11 protein-coding genes and 1 pseudogene are annotated in these 18,632 nt (G+C 44.9%); all 12 read right to left on the bottom strand.

The genetic code is table 11. The annotated features are described in order from the left end of the window. Positions 1 to 45: 45 nt before the first annotated feature. Complete coding sequence (locus AUL54_RS11560) at positions 46 to 444, bottom strand: YxiG family protein (RefSeq protein WP_060963907.1); 399 nt, start codon at positions 442 to 444, stop codon at positions 46 to 48. Continuing rightward, on the bottom strand, positions 437 to 919 hold the full coding sequence (locus tag AUL54_RS11555) for a YxiG family protein (protein WP_060963906.1): 483 nt from the start codon (positions 917 to 919) through the stop codon (positions 437 to 439). The genes AUL54_RS11560 and AUL54_RS11555 overlap by 8 nt, the downstream gene beginning before the upstream one ends. A gap of 176 nt (positions 920 to 1,095) precedes the next feature. Beyond that, positions 1,096 to 8,133 carry a DNRLRE domain-containing protein gene (locus AUL54_RS11550; protein ID WP_060963905.1) on the bottom strand — a complete coding sequence of 2,346 codons (7,038 nt, stop codon included), beginning with the start codon at positions 8,131 to 8,133 and terminating at the stop codon, positions 1,096 to 1,098. A 161-nt stretch (positions 8,134 to 8,294) separates the two neighbouring features. Beyond that, positions 8,295 to 9,359, bottom strand: a complete 1,065-nt coding sequence (locus AUL54_RS11545) for a polysaccharide lyase family 1 protein (protein WP_060963904.1) — start codon at positions 9,357 to 9,359, stop codon at positions 8,295 to 8,297. 144 nt (positions 9,360 to 9,503) lie between these two features. Continuing rightward, the gene (locus tag AUL54_RS11540) at positions 9,504 to 10,415 is read right to left on the bottom strand and encodes a DMT family transporter (RefSeq protein WP_060963903.1); all 912 of its coding nucleotides are present in this window, start codon (positions 10,413 to 10,415) and stop codon (positions 9,504 to 9,506) included. Between the two features lie 146 nt (positions 10,416 to 10,561). Then, complete coding sequence (locus tag AUL54_RS11535) at positions 10,562 to 11,008, bottom strand: universal stress protein (protein WP_049627663.1); 447 nt, start codon at positions 11,006 to 11,008, stop codon at positions 10,562 to 10,564. Between the two features lie 81 nt (positions 11,009 to 11,089). Further along, positions 11,090 to 12,487, bottom strand: a complete 1,398-nt coding sequence (locus AUL54_RS11530) for an aryl-phospho-beta-d-glucosidase (protein ID WP_060963902.1) — start codon at positions 12,485 to 12,487, stop codon at positions 11,090 to 11,092. Between the two features lie 18 nt (positions 12,488 to 12,505). After that, positions 12,506 to 14,341: a beta-glucoside-specific PTS transporter subunit IIABC gene (locus tag AUL54_RS11525; protein ID WP_060963901.1), complete on the bottom strand. Its 1,836-nt coding sequence runs from the start codon at positions 14,339 to 14,341 to the stop codon at positions 12,506 to 12,508. 459 nt (positions 14,342 to 14,800) lie between these two features. Then, positions 14,801 to 15,982 (bottom strand): DUF262 domain-containing protein, encoded by a 1,182-nt coding sequence (locus tag AUL54_RS11520; RefSeq protein WP_235588368.1) that lies wholly within the window; start codon positions 15,980 to 15,982, stop codon positions 14,801 to 14,803. Next, entirely contained in the window at positions 15,975 to 16,724 is a 750-nt protein-coding gene (locus AUL54_RS11515) for an FRG domain-containing protein (RefSeq protein ID WP_015418548.1), read from the bottom strand. The genes AUL54_RS11520 and AUL54_RS11515 overlap by 8 nt, the downstream gene beginning before the upstream one ends. 204 nt (positions 16,725 to 16,928) lie before the next feature. Continuing rightward, positions 16,929 to 17,183 (bottom strand): annotated as a pseudogene (locus tag AUL54_RS20730) (lipocalin-like domain-containing protein); the annotation flags it as partial. Positions 17,184 to 17,319: 136 nt separating this feature from the next. Then, on the bottom strand, positions 17,320 to 18,621 hold the full coding sequence (locus tag AUL54_RS11505; protein ID WP_016937442.1) for a pyrimidine-nucleoside phosphorylase: 1,302 nt from the start codon (positions 18,619 to 18,621) through the stop codon (positions 17,320 to 17,322). Between the last annotated feature and the right edge of the window lie 11 nt (positions 18,622 to 18,632).

The raw sequence follows: 18,632 nt of genomic DNA, 5'->3' as shown, positions 1-18,632 counted from the left end.
ACAAGAGAGGAATTACCTTTCAAAACCATCTAGATAAATTCTTCGTTACGAACAATCTTTATCTGATGCATATATTTCAGTTGAATCAAAGATCACCCGTTCAGTTTCAATTGCATAGACTGCTTGGTTAATCCCAATCAAAATGTTTGCATTCGATTCATAATCTTCAATTAAAGGGTGATATATTGTTCCAATCCCCTGAGGATAGCATGAGAACGAATGTAACCTCCATCTTTTCTCTGCATTGACTCCATCTAAAGATGATTCCTTGCCCGCATAAAAAAATAATGATGATACATTTTTGAATTCAATACAATGCTGTTGCTTCTTTCCTTTCGTATTCACTTCCAAATGAAGAATAAACTCTTTTTTAAAGAAATGAAAATCTGTTTTTAATACGATGCATTCCGAATCAATCAGTAGCTTTTGTAATGGATTATTCACCTGAATCCTCCCTCCTTGAAAAGATTTTTTTGATTCCAGCCACTATATGACTCTTTTGATTTTTTTCAGTTTTCTCGTGATAATTAAACACTTGATATTCTTTAGAATCAAAGTATATATATTTACATTCTATAGCAAGTAAAGTTCCGTTAATTTCTATAAGAAAATTAGCACTTGAGACTTGATCACCTAATATACCATTTTGCATTTTTCCAATTCCCTCTTTGAAATAACTGATTTCTTCAAGGTACCAATTAGCATCACTGGGCATAGTTTTATCCAACTTGTTATTAACACCGAAATAAATTCCGTTTACATCTTTAAATGTAATTTCTTTTAAAGTGGCTTTTTCTCCTCCATCATATACCTTGAAATAAAGAGTTAATCTATTCTCTAAGTATTCAAAATTAATATCGTGCAAAAAGCAATTAACATCATGATTTATATAGTCTATCCATTGTTCAATACTGTTCATGTTATAACATTCTCCTCACTTTATTTAAGTAAAAGGGTATGATAATGCAGATGGCAACTTAGAAAATATCTATAAATAGATTTCATCTGTATAACCATCTGCATCTCTATCTATGTTAATTGCTATTATTAACCCCTAAATGGATCAAAACTTAGAGCTATACATTTATACTAATATCATCTGTGTGACTTACTGCGTAAGCGTTTATTTATATTTCGATGTGATGACCATCTTAACTTTATATGAGTCTCATAAGGATTATTTGAGAAATGCCCTTTTGCATTTAAAGGTCCTTTATTTCTAACTGACATTCTATAGTAAGGTTTTTTTCGCTGACCAGAATTCTTCCCCATTAATCTTACTGTATGTTTTTTAGTAGTAACTACCCAACCTTTCTTAGTTTTAGCTCTCTTAATCACACCTTTGTTTGCCTTTGCGACTTTTCTAGCATTCCAATATGTTTTAGATAATTTTCCAGCCTTATATAGAGTACGTCCTACTCGTAGATAGTTTCCTCCGATTGCTCCGCCAGCGGCACCTAAGGCTACAGATCCAACTAACCTCCAACCTCTTGCTCCCTTTGCCTTCGCTGCTTTGTAAGAAGAGACTCCTCCAATTAAAGCATTTACTACTAGCCACACCCAATGCCCATCCGGATCGACGTTCATGACTGGGTTGTTGTTTCCATAAGTATACCCATTCTGATCCAGCGAATCTCCGTCGCTGCCCGGGTCTGGGTCGAGTGATAGGAATACGCCGTTTCTTGGTTCGTAGTAGCGGGCCATGAGATAGTACAAGCCGGTTTCTTCGTCGTATTGGTAGCCTGCGTAGCGGTAGCGGTTGTCTTTTACTTCGTCGCTCGCTTCGGTTTTTGTCGGATTTCCCCACGCGTCGTACTGATATTTGGCAACGGTTTTTCCGGTGCTGTCTGAGATCGCGATGACGTCACCGTGTGCGTTGTAGTGATAGAAATATTTCTTGCCGTTCTCTGTATAGGATAACAGCTGGCCGCTGTCACCGTACGTGTATGATTTTGTGACGTTGTCGTCGGCGTCTGTTTCATACAGGACGTTCAGGCTGTCTCCGTCGTAGAAGTAGTTCGTAACTTTTCCGTTGACGGTTTTTTGGATTCTGTTTCCTTTTTCGTCATACTTATATGTTGCGAACGGTTTGTCTTCGCCTTTTTTTGTAACGGCGGTCAGGTTGTCTTCCGCGTCCCACGTATATGTGTATTTGCCGTCGGATGTGCGGTTGCCGTTTTTATCGTAGGACAGGTCTTCGTCATTCACCTTCGTCAGCTGGTTCATGATGTTGAAGGATGCGTTGACTGATTTGCTTGCGCCGTCCTTTGTTGTGGTGACGTTTGTCCGGTTGCCGAAGCCGTCGTACGTATATTGAATGACGGTGCCGTCTTCATGAGTTTCTTTGACGAGCTGATTGAGCTTGCCGTATTCGTACTGCACCTTTCCGCCCGCTGAGCTGTCGATGACCGTGCGGTTGCCGTTGGCGTCATATTCATAGCTTTCCCGGAAGATGCTGCCGCCGTTTTTCGCTCCGATATGAAGAGAGCTGACGAGATTTCGCTCATCATACGAGAAGCTCGTGCCGACTTCATTGCCGCTGATGAATGTCTGGACATTGCCGTTTTCATCATAATCAAATGTATAAGCTGAAGTGCCGTCTTTCATTTCAATCATTTGATCAAGTTTGTTGTACGTAAAGCTGTTTGTTCCTTTTTGGCCGCCATGGCTCCATGAGAAAGTTTTCAGCTTATCCGAATCAGCCGGATACGTCCAGTTTTGGCTGCCGCCGCGGTCGGTTAATTCGGTCAGGCGGTTTTTGTTGTCAAAGGTGCGTTTTTTCGTTGTATTTTGTTCTTTGTTTGTGACCGACGTTTCATTGCCGTTTTTGTCATAGGTAAAGTTGTATTTTTCAGTGCCGTTATACGCTTTTGACTTAACCCGGTCGGTGCCGTCATAGGTCAGCGACACTTCATTGCCGTTGGCGGAAACAGTTTTCGTCAAGTTGCTGTTGGCGTCATATTCACTCTTCAGTACATTGCCGAGCGGGTCGGTTGTTTTGACGAGCTTGCCCATGACGTCATATTCATATTGATAGGTCTGGTCTGCGCCGGCCCGAATCGTTTTTGTCAGCTCATTTCCTTCCTTGTCATAGCTGTGAAGGATGGATGTGCCGTTTGACAGGGTCAGCTTTGTCAGCTGGTCTGCCTGATCGTATTCGTAGGCGGTTGTTTCGCCTTTCGCGTCGGTTTCAGATGTTTTCTTGCCAGTCTCGTCATATGAAACAGTGCTTGCATACCCTAGTTCGTCTTCTTCTTTTGTGACATAATTTCCTTTTTCGTCATAGGTGTTTTTCGTCAGGATGCTTCCTTCGATTAAACGGATATCATCAAACCACGCCGTTCCTGTGGCGCTTTTTTGGAACAGAATGCTGATTTCGATTTTATTGATCGGCTTTGTTTTCGGAATGACTGCCGCTCCCCGGTTCCATTCCTGGGTCCCCTGCGGGAATTTGGCGGTGTATACGCCCGTCGTGCCGTCCGCATAGGTGACGCCGGCCTGAAGCGCGTAATCATTGTCGTTCGTTAATTTCACGCCGTCTGCCTTGGACATCCCTGTCAGCGTGATATATACCGGCTTATCGTCCGCGCTTTGGCCTAATGTAACGGTTTGTTTTGCGGCCGCATTGGCTTGTGATGCATTTGTGCGGGACGCTTTTAATGAGCTGTCATCATCGAAGCCTTCATCAAGGTCAGCGGCGGCTCCGCTTGTGCTCCAGCCGTCTGCTTTGGCCGTGAAACTGCTGTTTTGAACCGGGTTATAGCTTGAAGAGACTTCGCCTTTTTCCAGCTGAACCTGATCAAACCACGCTTTTCCTTTGCCGTCCTTGTCGTTATGATCCACTTCCATATAGACGATGGCTTTTCCTGCATTGGCCGGTGTTGTAAAGGTGATCTGCCGTTTCGTCCAGTCATTCTTTCCGGCTAATGCGCCTGATTCATTGTGAATCCATTGAATTCGTTTTTGGTCTTTGTCACGCAGATCAATGTTGAAATACGCTCTCGCCTTTGTCAGATCTGTTTTGATCTGTCCGCTGAGTGTATACGTCGTATTCGGCTCAAGCTGCACTTCCTGCGTTGCGGACGCATGGCCGTGCTCTGTTCCGGCTGAAGCGGATTGTGAGGTGATCTCCAGTGCTTTTTGTCCGGACAGCGCGCCGCTTCTTGCTTTTACAGATGCAATACTTCCGCTGTCTCTCGTAGCGGTGAGATTCCAGCCCAGCTTTGTTCCTTCAAAGCTGCCGTCTTTCAGCAGGCTTGCCGAAGCTGCCAGCTCTTTGCTTGATTGAATGAGATTACCGTATTTGTCATACACGGCGGCGGATGAGGATTTTCCGCTTTGATCCGTTTCAGAAACGGCATCCAGTCCGTCGTATGCAATATCAGTGACGTTCCCCTCGGTATCCTTCATTTTCGTTACGTCATTGTTTTTGTTGTACTGATACGTTTCGGTGCCGTAGTTGTCTTTTACGGCTGTGACGTTGCCGTCTTTATCATATTGATAGCTTTCTGTCGCTTTGCCCGCATCCGCGTCGTTCGGATCGGTGTCCTGAATGACGTTGTTGCCTTCGTATACGGTGTTGGTCGTGATTTTCAGCCCTTCGGCATCATCGATCAGCTGGATCGGGTTGCCCGCCTCGTTATAGCCGTACTGCACTTTGCGGCCGTTCGGCTGCGTCATGAGCAGTGTTTTTTTGCCGGCGTCATAGCTGTAATCATACGTTTCTTTTTTCGCATTGACGGCTTTAGCCAGGCGGTGGCCGCTGTATTGGTATTCAGTGAACAGCGGTTTGTCATCCGTGCTGTTTGCGGAATACTGCTTGACGAGGCGCCCGTCGGCATCATAGTCATAGCTTGTGACGCTGCCGTCAGTATCCGTCACCTTTTTAAGAAGGTCTTTGTCATATGAATACGAAATCTTTTTGTTTTTCGGGCCTGTTAAAGATGTGACATGGCCGTTTTCATCATAGGTAAACGTCAGCTTGCGCCCTGATGCGTCTGTTATGGCGGTCAGCTGATTGCTGTCGTTATACTCGTATACGGTTGTGTTGTTGTGTCCGTCAACGATTTTTTGGAGCTTGCCGCCTTTTTTGCTGAAATAAGCGTTCGTCTGATCTTTTGTTTTTAATACAAATTGATCGCTTGTTTCCGTCAGTTCGAGATAAACGCCCGTCGGCGGCTGATACGTGCCGTCAGATTTTTTCGTGAAGACATGTGTTGTCGCGTCCTCATCAATATAAACGGCTCTGCCGTCTTCAGAAAGGATCGACGTTTCCGCATCGGCATACCAGCCTTGGCCGAACATATGGTCAGAGCTGTCAAGGCTGTTGAAGGTCCGGGAGAGTCCGAGCCCCGGTCCGCGTCCGTCGATTGACATATCTTCTTCATTGACGATGACATTTCCCGTCGCGCCATTCAGCTGTCCGTCCGGAATGTCAATAATGGACCAGAATTCTTCCGTTCCGAGGAATTCCGCCCCTTCATGGAAAACAGGGTTAAAAGGTGCCGTCGGTATGCTGTCACCATTTGCGTCATAGGCGGTCAGCGTGAAGGAATAGTTCTTCTTTCCTTTGTAATTGCCGTTTGCGTTTTCGTAAACAGGTGAAGGGTCAAGCGCCAGTTCGCCGCCCTTTCCGTCCGTGTGAAGCTGGAATTTTCCCGCTTTCACTTCATCGGCTGACGGCCAGATGTTTTTGTTTTGGGTCGTCCAATGATCGGTATCCCCGACATCAAATGATTGATAGTCTTTTCCGTTGTAGATATTGATTTTGTAGCCTTTGGCGTTTTTGACTTTATCCCATATGAGATTGACATAACCCGTTTGGCTCGATTTCGTGTTCGTATAGACATAGCCTGTCAGATTTTTCGGCTTTGCGATATCAGGCAGCGCCGGACTAGCTTCCGGTGAGGCAATCGCTTCTCCGTCTTTGTTATAGGCGATAACTTTAAATCCGTAGGTTTTCCGGTTTGCGTCACCTCCGGCATTTTTATAAACGGGACCCGGGTTGATCGGCAATTCCGCGCCTTTTTTGTCTTTCAGGTGAAGCGCATATTTTCCGGCGCTGATTTCCGCCTTTGTCGGCCAGATGTTTTGATCTTTTGTGGACCAGGATGTTTTATTTCCGAGGTCAAGCGTTTCAAAGCCTTTGCCGTTAAAGACTTGCATTTTATATCCGGCTGCGCCTGATACGGCTTTCCAGGAAAGATCAAACCAGCCTGTTGCGTTGTTGTTATTAAAACCTTTCGTGCTTGGCCTTTGAACTCTGCCAATATTCGGAATGACGGGCTTGGCAGCCGCAGACATGGCGCCTTCTCCCTGGTCAAACACCGCGCTGACCGCGACCCAGTAATTTTTGCTTGCCGGATAGCTGCCGCCGGAGTTTTTATAGACCGGTGAAGGGTCAAGCGCTAATTCACTTCCGCCTTTTCCGTCTGTATGCAGCTTATATTTACCGGAATCAATTTCCGCTTTTGTCGGCCAGATGTTTTTTCCTTTTGTGCTCCAAGAGGTTGCATTTCCGACAGAAATGGCTTGATATTCTTTCCCGTTATAAAGCCACACTTTATAGCTTTTGGCGCCTTCAGCTTTTTTCCAGCTGATATTGAAAAATCCTGTCGAATCTCCGTTATGATACGCTTTGACAGACGGCGTGTCCGCCTTCGGAATCGTGTATGTCACTTCGATATAAGGTTTTTTATTAGAGTTGGCTGATGACATCAGCTTCTTCCAATATTCTTTTCCGTTTCCGTTTGTGTGAAGCTTAAAGCCGTAATTGGCACCGCCGCTGTTCCACGACTTGACTGCGGATGTGACATCGAAGCTTGCCCATTGGCCTTTATAGACCTCGGCTTTGCCGATGTTTTTGGAGCCCGGCTTATTCTTCCACGTGATCTTGGCATTGTCGTAATTGCTGTTTACGGTGTCGAGCCAAAGCCCCGTCGCCTTTGATCCGTAATAGGAGTGGGCTGTGTATGCTTTAAGCGTCGCTTTTGTCACCGTCATGTTTTTGATCGGCTTTAAATTATCAAACTTCATAAATGCGTAGTTCGTTCCGGTTGTGCCGTCATAATAGCCCGTTTTCAGCACGTATGCTTTCAATCCGGCGTCCCATTTCTGCGACGCGGCAGAGTAGTTTGTCGTCGGATACGCGCTCATGACAAAGGTATCGGATGACACAGATACTGATGTTGACGGGTCAATAGATACCGGATAAACCCGCTTGGGATCTTTCAGCCATTTTTCATCGGCCGTTACATGGAGCAAGTAGCCTTCGCTGTTTTTTTCAAGCTTGAAGCTGACATCTTCTGACCTGCTGACTTCGCCTGACTTTTCGTCGAGATCTGAGTCGGTCATAAAAGGCTTCGGTACGGTGTAGACGACATTGCCTTTATCATCAGAAAACGCGATAGAGCCGTCTTCCTGTTCTTTAGCCTGAAGGTCGGTTTTGATTTGAAAGGTGAAGGAATTGTAGCCTTCGTATTTGTGAAGCACAAGGTCTTCTTTTATGTTTTCGTTAAATGTGTAGGTTTGTAAATCAATAGCAGGAAACACTTGCTGATACGTAAGCTCGTTGCTGTCTTCCTTGACTTTTGCTGAGGCATCTGTCGGAGTGATTGCAGCCTGATCGGGGCCTTTTGCGCCGGTTAAAGAGTATGTGAGCTTATGATCATCGTGTTCAAATGTAGCGTATAATCCGTTTTTCATTTGCTTCAGAAAATCGGAGTTCAGCACTGTATTTTCCGTCCCGACTTCCTTTGAGCCGGTTTTCAATTCAGGAGAAATGTCTTCCCAGTCCGCATTGGCGGTTTCTTTCGTATGAATGGGGTCTGTGTAGATTTCCTGTTTGTATACACCCTCGCCCTCATAATAAAGTTTTGTATTCTCAGTTCTTTCAGACGTGATCTCACCGTCTTTATTGATATCTTTTTGATCAAACGGCATCTGCTCGGATGCTTTTTCCGCCGGAAGATCTTTTTCCGGGTCTGCTACCGGAATGGCGGCGGTTTTCACTTGATCTTGTTTTTCACGCGTTTCTGCCGCAAATACATCGGCAGGCGCAATGGAAATCATAAGCGATGCCGCAAGAGTGCCGGCCAGCCATTTTTTCCACTTGTTCTTTTTTCCTATTTTCATAGGTTCTCCTCCTTCTTTTGTAATATAGGCTTAACAATAGTAATATTATTGAAATTGTTTATCAATATTTTCCTAGGTATTTAAGGTTATTTTAAGGATGATAGGAATTTATGACCTTTTACTCATATAAAAAAACCGCCGGCTGCCGGCGGTTTTTCGTATTATGGATAGCGGAGATTTGTATTTTGTGCTCCCGCGTAGGATTGGGCGAAGTTTTTGGCATCCTGCGCTGAAAGCGCGCCGTAGCTGTAATTGGATCTCGGATTCCAGCCGGTGCTCGGTGATTTCGGGGCTTTGAGCGACGGGAATGAACCGATATCGGTGAATTGGGCCGTCCCGTAGTCGTCTATCATTCCGCCTTTTTCATTTCCGTTGCCGAAGTAGTTGGCTTCTGAGAAGACAGTCGCGTTTGTGTGAATGGTGAAACCTAAATTGAAATTGGTCACATAGTTGTTTTTCGCGTGAAAATAGCCGTATCTCATCAGGCCCGGTGAACGGACATAGACGTTATTAAAATAGTTGTTGGTGATCGTCATATGCGGATAGCCGATATAATTGCGTCCTTCGTTATCATCATTCGGATAACCGAGAATCAGGCCGTACAGATGATCGGAGAATTTAGAATTAGACAGCGTCACAAAATCCGCTTTGGCGCCGACATACAGAAGCTTTCCCAAATCGCTGTGGCTGTTCGGATTGTAGCTGTGCCCTTCAAACCACACGTGGTCAATCCAGTAATTCTGTCCGTTCGCTATGTACATCGGAATGTCGTTGTTGCCCGTAATAGCTGCACTATGGCCGATAATGAGATTTTTGAAAATCACATTGTTTGAGCCGGAGCCTGTTGTCAGATAGATGTTGGTCAGCCTGTGGCTGGTATAAGAGCCGACGATGGTTTTATTGGCGCCGACTGTCACGACAGCTTTACCCGGGGAGTAAATATCACTTGTGATGACAATGGTTTTGCGGTCCGCCCCGCCCGCATTGTTTTTCAAATCATTGAGATTGCTGACGTAGACGACGGGGCCGCCCTGGCCTCCCGATACGGCGGATTTTGCTTTTCCGTTATGATCCTTCGCATTTCCCGCAAATCCGGTAAGTCCCTGCATCACATCCGGATACGCCGCTGCCGCTTCTGCCTGCTTGGATGCGGAACATACGATGGCCAGACAAAGCGCAAATCCGAGTGCAGCTAAGAAAGCAAGATGACGCGTCTTCTTGATCATGCCCTTCACTCCTTTAATCTCTTAAATTGTAAATACATGAAGTATTATACAATTACTATCCTCTTTTTCCATGATCTGTTTGTCTGCTTTTTCGTTGTGGCTGAAAAGCCCCAAAACATAAAAAAAAGCAGCCGATACGGCCGCCTATATACGGGTGCTGTCTGCCTGAGCCTCCGCCGGCACGGCTTTATGCTTTCGAATCAAGGACAGCGCCATCCCCGCAAAAATCATCACAATCCCCAAAGATTGATAAAGATCGGGGCGAAATCCTGTAAACACGGTGTCAAGCACGATCGCCACCGCCGGATCAAGAAATACGATGATCGAAATAAACCGGGTGGATAAAAACCGCAGGCTGTCAAAAAAGAGCAAATACACAATTCCCGTGTGAATGATGCCGGTCGATACAATCATAATCCAGTTCACCTGCGACAAATCAGAAAAAGCGCCGAAACGGACGAACGGGAGAAGAATGATGACGCCCAATCCGGTCTGCATACAGGTGACGGCATATGGGCTGAGGCTGTTGATACCTTTCCCGGCCAGTGTCGTAAAGGCGTAAAAAAGGGCGGCCAGGACGGCCCAAATAATCCCCGATCCCATCAGCTGAGAAAATGACGTATTTCCGTTGATGCCGGAAATCAGAGCGGTGCCCAGAAAACAAATTACGATGGAACTGACGGACACAAGATGCAGTTTCTCCCGGTATATGAGACTCCCAAGGAGAAGAACGAGAACCGGTGCCAGATGATAAACGGAAATCGCTATCGTCACTGATGTTTCCTCAAATGATTTAAATAAAAACACCCAGTTCAGCACGAGAAAAAATCCGCAGGCCAGTGTCTGCAGCACCTCACGCCGGTTCCATTGTTCGGTGCGGTACCGTCCAGAGCCAAACCAGCAAACGCCCAGAAACAATGAGGCGCACAGACACCGCACAAAGACCAGTTCAATTGAAGGCACATTCGTATGTTCTGAGAAAAAGCCGATTGATCCGAAAATGACCATGGAAATGACCATTTTGATGACGGCATTTGATGCTTGTTTAGCTTGCATTGATTCGCTTCCTCCATATCATTGACTGTTTATTCAGACAAACACTAACAGCCATTTTACTTGATTCAGAGGAAGAAATCACCCTATTTTTCGAAAGCCGGAGGTCTTTTCTCATAAAAAAAGCCCCGCATCAGCAGGGCCGTCTGTTAATGAACGATCAGTACAGGGCAAGGAGACAATTGTGAGACTTTGTGGCTCACGCTTCCGAGCATCATTTCTTTAAATCCGCTGATTCCGCGGCTTCCGACGACAATCAGATTGAAATGCTGTTCTTTCGCTATGTTTAAAATTTGATGTGCAGGTTCGCCTTGAACGTACAGGCTTTCCGCGTTAACTCCGCTTTCCGCCGCTTTCTGCTTGGCATCTTCCAGAATGGCTGCTCCTTTTTGCGCGACTTCATGTTTGATGTCTTCAATGAAGTTTTCCGGAACATAGACAATGCCGGTTAAAGCTGTTGTGGAGACAACGGCTTCACGTCCCGCATAGAGAATGGTGAGTTCCGCCTGCTGTTCTTTCGCCAGATGGATCGCTGCATCCAGAGCTTTGCTGCTCATGTCTGAACCGTCTACTGCTGCAAGAATTTTTTTAAACATATGAATCCCGCCTTTCTGCTTTTATTGTCCTCCTCTCATTGCTGAATGTCAATTTTGCCGGCTTTCTCCGGAACATTGTGTTTACAGACTTTCTCCGTTTGTGGCGATGACGTCTTTATACCAATAAAAACTTTTCTTTTTCTTTCTTTCAAACGTGCCTTTTCCGTCATTGCCGCGGTCGACATAAATATAGCCGTAGCGTTTTTTCATTTCTGCGGTTGAGGCGCTGACGAGGTCAATCGGCCCCCACGACGTGTAGCCGATCAGGTCGACGCCGTCTTCAATCGCCTCTCTTGCTTCTATTAAATGATCACGCAGATAATCGATGCGGTATTCATCCTGAATGCTTCCGTCCGCCTCCGGCTCATCAACCGCGCCGAGCCCGTTTTCGACGATAAAGAGCGGTTTCTGATAACGGTCGTACAGCGTGTTTAAGGTGATGCGCAATCCCTTCGGATCAATCTGCCAGCCCCATTCCGAAGATTTCAGATACGGGTTTTTCACGCCGCCGAGAAGATTCCCTTTAGCTTGCGCCAGATCCTCAGGCGCCGTGCTGGCCGTCATCGACATGTAGTAGCTGAAGCCGATGTAATCCACCGTATGTTCTTTCAGGAGCGCCTCGTCTCCTTCCTTCATCTCGATCGTAATTCCGTTTTCTTTAAAGAAGCGCTTCATGTAGCCCGGATAGCTGCCCCTCGCCTGCACATCAGAAAAGAACAGCGTGCTCCGCTCTTTTTGCATTGCCGCATATACATCCTCCGGCTTCGGCGTCATCGGATACGTCGTCGTCGCGGCGATCATGCAGCCGATCTGTGAATCCGGGATGATCTCATGGCCGGCTTTTACCGCCAGCGCGCTCGCCACAAATTGGTGGTGGGCTGCTTGGTACATCGTGTTTTGTTTATTTTCGCCTTCCCGGAATATAAGACCGCCGCCTGTAAACGGAGCGTGAAGAACGACGTTGATTTCATTGAAGGTCATCCAATATTTCACTTTGTCTTGATAACGGGTGAAAACCGTGCGGGCGTACCGTTCATAAAAATCGACCGTTTGGCGGTTTCGCCAGCCGCCGTAATTTTTCACCAGACCGAGCGGCATCTCATAGTGAGAAATCGTGACGACCGGTTCAATCTGATGTTTCCTCAATTCGTCAAAAAGACGGTCGTAAAATTGCAGCCCTTCTTCGTTCGGCTCTGCTTCATCACCGTTCGGAAAAATTCTCGTCCACGCAATGGAGGTGCGGAACGCTTTAAAGCCCATCTCCGCAAACAGGGCGATATCCTCTTGATAGCGGTGATAAAAATCAATCGCGTCGTGATACAGATTCAGCGCATCGTCCGTCTCATGAAACGGAGACATAATGCCGTCCGGGGAGACATCCGCCGTAGAAAGTCCTTTGCCGCCTTCTTTATAAGCTCCTTCAATCTGATTGGCAGCCGTTGCGCCGCCCCATAAAAAACCTTCCGGAAATCTCTTCATGTTTTCTCCACCTCTTTTTCAGGATAACGCCAGAAGCGCTTCGTTCGGTTTGACCATTCCGCGTTTTTTCACGTCTGTAAATAAATATTGATCCGTATTCGTAATGATGACCGGCGTCATCACGTCAAAGCCGGCAGCCCTTATCTCTTCGATATCAAAAGTAATCAGCAGATCTCCCGGCGCGACGGCATCGCCTTCTTTGACGTGCATTTCAAAATGCCTGCCATCCAGCCGTACCGTATCAAGCCCGATATGAATGAGAATTTCGGCTCCCCGGGCACTCGTAATGCCGATGGCGTGCTTTGTTTTAAATACGGCTGTCACCCTGCCTTCTACGGGAGAAACCGCTGCGCCCTCTTCAGGCAGAATCGCAAAACCTTTTCCCATCATTCCACCGGAAAACACGCTGTCGTTCACTTCGCTTAATGCTTTCACTTCGCCTTTAATCGGGCTGTGAATGATTTCTCCGCCTGCCGTCACACCCGGCGTTTCAGATGCTTTGTCCCGTTCAGACTGTACATCTTCAAATCCGATCAGCAGTGCCGCCGCCATACCCGCCGCAAACGAGATAAAAAGCCCGATCAGCGCATAAAGAAACGTCGGCCCGATAAAGACCGGAATGCTCGGCAGACCCGCGTTTCCGCCGACAATGTAGGAAGCGACGCCCGTTACACCGTAAAAAGCGCCGCCGGCCGCGCCGCCTATTAAAGCAGCCGCGAACGGTTTTTTCAATCTCATGTTGACGCCGTACATGGCAGGTTCGGTTATGCCCATCAAAGCCGTAATGCTCGTCGTAAATGCGAGTGATTTGAAGGTTTTATTTTTTGATTTCAAGAAAACCGCAAATGACGCGCCGGCCTGCCCCATGTTCGCCAAAAACATCGCAGGCAGAATGTAATCATGTCCGTTTTGAGCGATGTTATTGATCATGATCGGCACAAGTGCATAATGCATCCCCGTCATAATGATGAGCGAAAATGTGCCGGCCAGCAGAATCATTGCGGCAATCCCCGCATGACTGAACAAATCATTGACGCCGACAGACAGGTCATTTCCGAGAATCGCGCCGAGCGGGCCGACTGTGATCAGTGTGACAGGCACGACGATCACAAGCGTAAGCATCGGAACGGCAATCAATTTCAAAGAAGAAGGAGTGATTCGGTCGATTCCCTTCTCCACATAGGACATCAGCCAGATCGCCAGCAAAATCGGAATGACTGTCGATGAATACGTGGCAGCGGTTACAGGAAGACCGATAAAGGAGATGCTCTTCCCAGACCCAAGCAAGGCCGTCAAATCCGGATGCAAAATCGCACCCGCCACAGCAGCCGCCACGTACGGATTACATCTGAATTTCCTCGCCGCGCTTACCGCAAGCAAAATAGGCAGAAAATAAAACGCACCATCACCGACAGCCGTAAGAATGCTGTGAGTCTGGCTCTTCTCCGACATCCAGCCGAATGTCACCGCTAACGCGACAAGTCCTTTTATCATGCCCGCTCCGGCAATGGCCGGCAGAATCGGTGTAAACACGCCGGAAATCACATCAAACACGGCACTCAGCACATTTTTCTTCTGCTTTGAAGTTTTATTTGCGCTTTCATCGCTGAGCCTGCTGCACTCCATCAAAGCCTGATACACCTTCGGCACATGATTGCCGATAATGATCTGAAATTGCTCGCCGCTGATATTTGTCCCCATCACGCCTTCCGTCTGTTCCAGCCCGTCCCGATCTGCTTTCGCATTGTCGTACAGATTAAAACGAAGCCGCGTCATGCAATGGATGACACTTTGAACATTCTCCTCCCCGCCGACAAGTTGTAATATCTCTTTTGATATTTTAAGATAGTCCATGAGTATACCTCCTTAAAAATGGGGGAACTGCCGGACGAAAGGTGGCCGCCTTTCTCCGGCTTTTTTTGTTATGAAATCAGCATCACCTCCAAAAAAGGGTATAAAAAAAACCTAAACTGCACAGCACACGGAGGTCTTCCCCGGTCTGACGCAATTTAGGTTTTGCCTGCGGTTTGCAGTAACAATCCTAGGTGAATGATATTGGGTTGATATGTATACTTTAGCACTGGATTTATGGGGTGTCAACGCTTACATTTAAATGTTGATCCAACTACCATTTAATGCTTTATTTATAAAATAATTTGTCTATTTCTATAGTAATCAAAAATCTATTCCATATCCTTATAGAGCAATTTAGTATTAAGTTTTTCCATAAATCAGTGTGGGTAAAGAAAGTACAATTTATAATAATAGTCCGTAGCTGTTCTAATCACTACGGACTCATAGCAATTTAAACTTTTAGTCTTCAACAACTTGCAAGAATTCAAAGTTCATTTCGTTAATCAATTCGTTCATAGCTCGAGCATTTGTAGAAGAAGCGTTAAACTTAGGATCTTCTAAATACGAATTTTTTAAAGTATCAGATATATAAGTTAGAAAGTTATCTATTCCAGCTTTTTGTTTTAATCTAGATAGTGAGATACCTTCTTTAATCATTTTGTGAATAACACCAGAAAGTATCATTGCTATAGTTATCTGAAACCTATACCCTTTGCTTGAGACACCATAAATTTCTTTAGAAAAGGGATACTCAATCCTTTCTCCAATTACTTCAATTATTTCATTAAATGTATTAAATCTATTTATGATCTCATCATATTCCTTTTGTGATTGTTGTGGATTACATACTTCTAGTTTAGATTTATGTTTCATATACTCTTCAGCATAAACTGATGATTTCGCGTATCCTGTATTGAGTCCATCTTCAAGTATACTCATTATCACAAAAATATTTTCTTGTATTTTCTTCTTTTTCACCCTATCTGTTGTTGCATTGTAGGCCCTCTGAATCTTACTGGATACCTTTTTATCATTCATTTTTTGAGCAAATTTATTTACAAAACTATTCAATTTAGAATTATAAACAGCATGCCGTATATCCTGCGGTGTTAATGGCTTAGTACCTTTATTATATCTACTAAAAATCTCCAATTCTAATTCAAGACCAGGGAAATCAGTAAAAACGATAGAGGCAAGTTTGTGCGATAAAATTTTCTCTTTAATTTCAAATTCGCAATCACTAAATTTTTTTCCATTTAACTCCACCATTATATTTAGTCCTGAAAGTTTAAATTGATTTTCTTTAAACCTATGAAATGCTCTCAGTCGATGTTGTCCATCTACTACGTTTAAAACTTTAACTCCCTCATAACGATCATTAGCTAAAAAAACAGGTGGTATTGGTATACCAAGAAGAATTGACTCAATTAAAGAACTTTCGTCAGCAACTGATGCTCTGTAATCTCTCTGATAGTCAGGGGCAATTATAATTGAATCAGTATAATCAAGTTTGAGTTCATCATCTAGCTCTTCCTCTTTATCTAGCTTTTGAAGTTTATATCCATTTGTAATCATAGATATAATATCTTTTATAGCGATATCCTGAGGTTTATAATTTATTTTAGCTAGCAAGTTACTCACCATCCCTTACATATTCTAAAATACTCTTTTTCATTATTATATCTTTTGTAACAGATTCCAATTCTGGATAAAGTGTTGTATAACCTATTCCCATAGAATAAAGAGAGGACAGTATATCTTTTTTGCACTCTCCTTTGATCACCAATCTTCTAATTATATTTTCATCTTTCAAATCTGATAAAGGTTGGCAGTTATCTTGAAAATATACAAAAAGCCCATTTTGTGCGTTAATTCTTTCATTTAACTTTCTAGCTTTGAATGCTATCGGCCCATCAAAATTATCTAAATTTATTCTTTCACCATTAGAAATATTAATTATATCTGAACGTGATGCAAACTTATAATTCAATTCTAAAGGATTTAGAAACCATACTTCTGCATCACATTCTTCATTTTCATGAAAGGAGTTTTCAACAGCAAACATTAAAGAAACTACATGCGAATGAGTAAAATCTAACAATTTAGTTGGGATACCGTAATGTTGTGCATAAACCATCCACTCATAGTCATCTCTGATATCTATAGGTTGCTTCACATAATTGTGACAATTCACTTTAAACTCATTTAAAAAATATTGAATTGACCCTCTCGAATATTTCCTTTTTTTGTTATTATCCAACCTTAGGGCACCAGGTAACAATTCGTATTCTTTTTCCTGCCCTCTTGATAAAATAAACTCTTTAGGTAGCGCTTCTACAAATTCAGTAAATTGACTTAGCCTCTCAATAGGTTCATCTAACAATATAAATTTCCTCCTATTTTTTAACGTGTCATTTATTTTATGTTGTAGTCTAATAAACTTATCGGCTAACTTTCTTTTTTATTTAGTTGAATATTACGTATCTGTAAAGGTTTAACTATATAAAAAACGAATCTCTTCTTCTGATAATAATAAAGAAGAGAATCGTTCCTTAGAGATTTATATCATATATTAAACTTTAATTAGTTACTCCACTCCCCAAACAGCCTCCCCGTCACAGCTCAGCACACTAAACGTCGCAACTTCTTTCTCTCTCGCTGAGTCCCATTCTTTCAGGAAGGCGCCGTCATAATTTGTACCGTTCAGGTTGATTCGGGCTTTGCTGCTGCCGGTTATTGTCCAGGTTCCGTTCATTTCCCCGGAAATGGTGCCGTTGGTGTTAAGCCGGATGGTTTTTGGGGTTTTGATTGTGGCTGTGATGTTTTTTCCGTGTCTGCGGAATCCCTTGTATGATCCTGTGCTATCTCATTTATTTTTTGAGAAAGAAACAGCCGAAACAATCCGTTCGCGACATTCATTTGGATAAGACCATGCCATAAAAAAAGGCACACACTGATGGGTATGTGCCTTTCTTTTTTTATTCCGTAATCAGCGTATGAATCAGCTTCGGCGCTTCCGCTTTTTCTGAGATGCGGATGTTGTCATAGACTTTGGCGGTCACGTCGTCAACGTTTTCGCGGTTGGCGTAAAGGGTAACGAGCGGCTCTCCTTTTTCGACTTTGTCACCGACTTTTTTACGGAGCATGATGCCGACGGCAAGGTCGATTTCGTCCTCTTTTGTCGCACGTCCCGCGCCTAACAGCATCGCTGCGACGCCGATTTCGTCAGCGATGATTTCTGAAACGACACCCGCTTCTTTTGCCGGGACGTCAATTTTGTACGCCGCCTGCGGAAGTTTGGACGGTTCGTCAACGACGGAAGCGTCTCCTCCCTGATTGCTCAGGAACTCTTTGAACTTTTCAAGCGCTTTGCCGTTTTTCATGACTTCCTGCAGCTTCGTTCTCGCTTCTTCCAATGTCTCGGCTTTTTTCGCCAATACGACCATTTGGCTGCCGAGCGTGAGGACGAGTTCGTTTAAGTCTTCAGGGCCTTCTCCTCTTAACGTATCAATGGCTTCTTGAACCTCCAGGGCATTCCCGATCGCAAAACCGAGCGGCTGCGACATGTCAGAAATCACGGCCATCGTCTGGCGGCCGACGTTGTTTCCGATGCGGACCATTGCTTTGGCGAGGTTCACAGCGTCTTCATCCGTTTTCATAAACGCGCCGGCGCCCGTTTTGACGTCAAGCACGATCGCATCTGCTCCGGCGGCGATTTTTTTACTCATAATAGAGCTTGCGATCAGCGGGATGGAGTTCACCGTACCCGTTACATCACGCAGCGCATACAGCTTTTTATCGGCAGGCGTCAAGTTGCCGCTTTGTCCGATGACGGCTACTTTGTCGCGGTTCACAAGCTTGATGAATTCATCTTTTGACAATTCCACGTGGAAGCCTTCGATCGCTTCCAGTTTATCAATGGTTCCCCCCGTATGGCCGAGGCCGCGTCCGGACATTTTAGCAACGGGAACGCCGAGCGCCGCGACGAGCGGTGCGAGTACGAGAGTCGTCGTGTCGCCGACCCCGCCCGTAGAGTGCTTGTCGACCTTGATGCCTTCGATGGCGGAAAGATCAATCGTCTCCCCTGAATTGACCATCGCCATTGTCAGATCGGCGCGCTCCCGATCTGTCATATCCTGAAAATAAATCGCCATGGCAAGGGCGCTTGCCTGGTAATCAGGGATGCTTCCGTCCGTATATCCTTTTACGAAAAATTGAATTTCTTCTGTTGTCAGTTCTTTTCCGTTTTGTTTTTTTACAATAAGATCTACCATTCTCATGATCCATCACC

It is taken from the genome of Bacillus sp. SDLI1, from assembly GCF_001553895.1.
Lineage (GTDB): Bacteria > Bacillota > Bacilli > Bacillales > Bacillaceae > Bacillus > Bacillus siamensis.
This window is presented reverse-complemented; position numbering and strand designations above follow the sequence as displayed.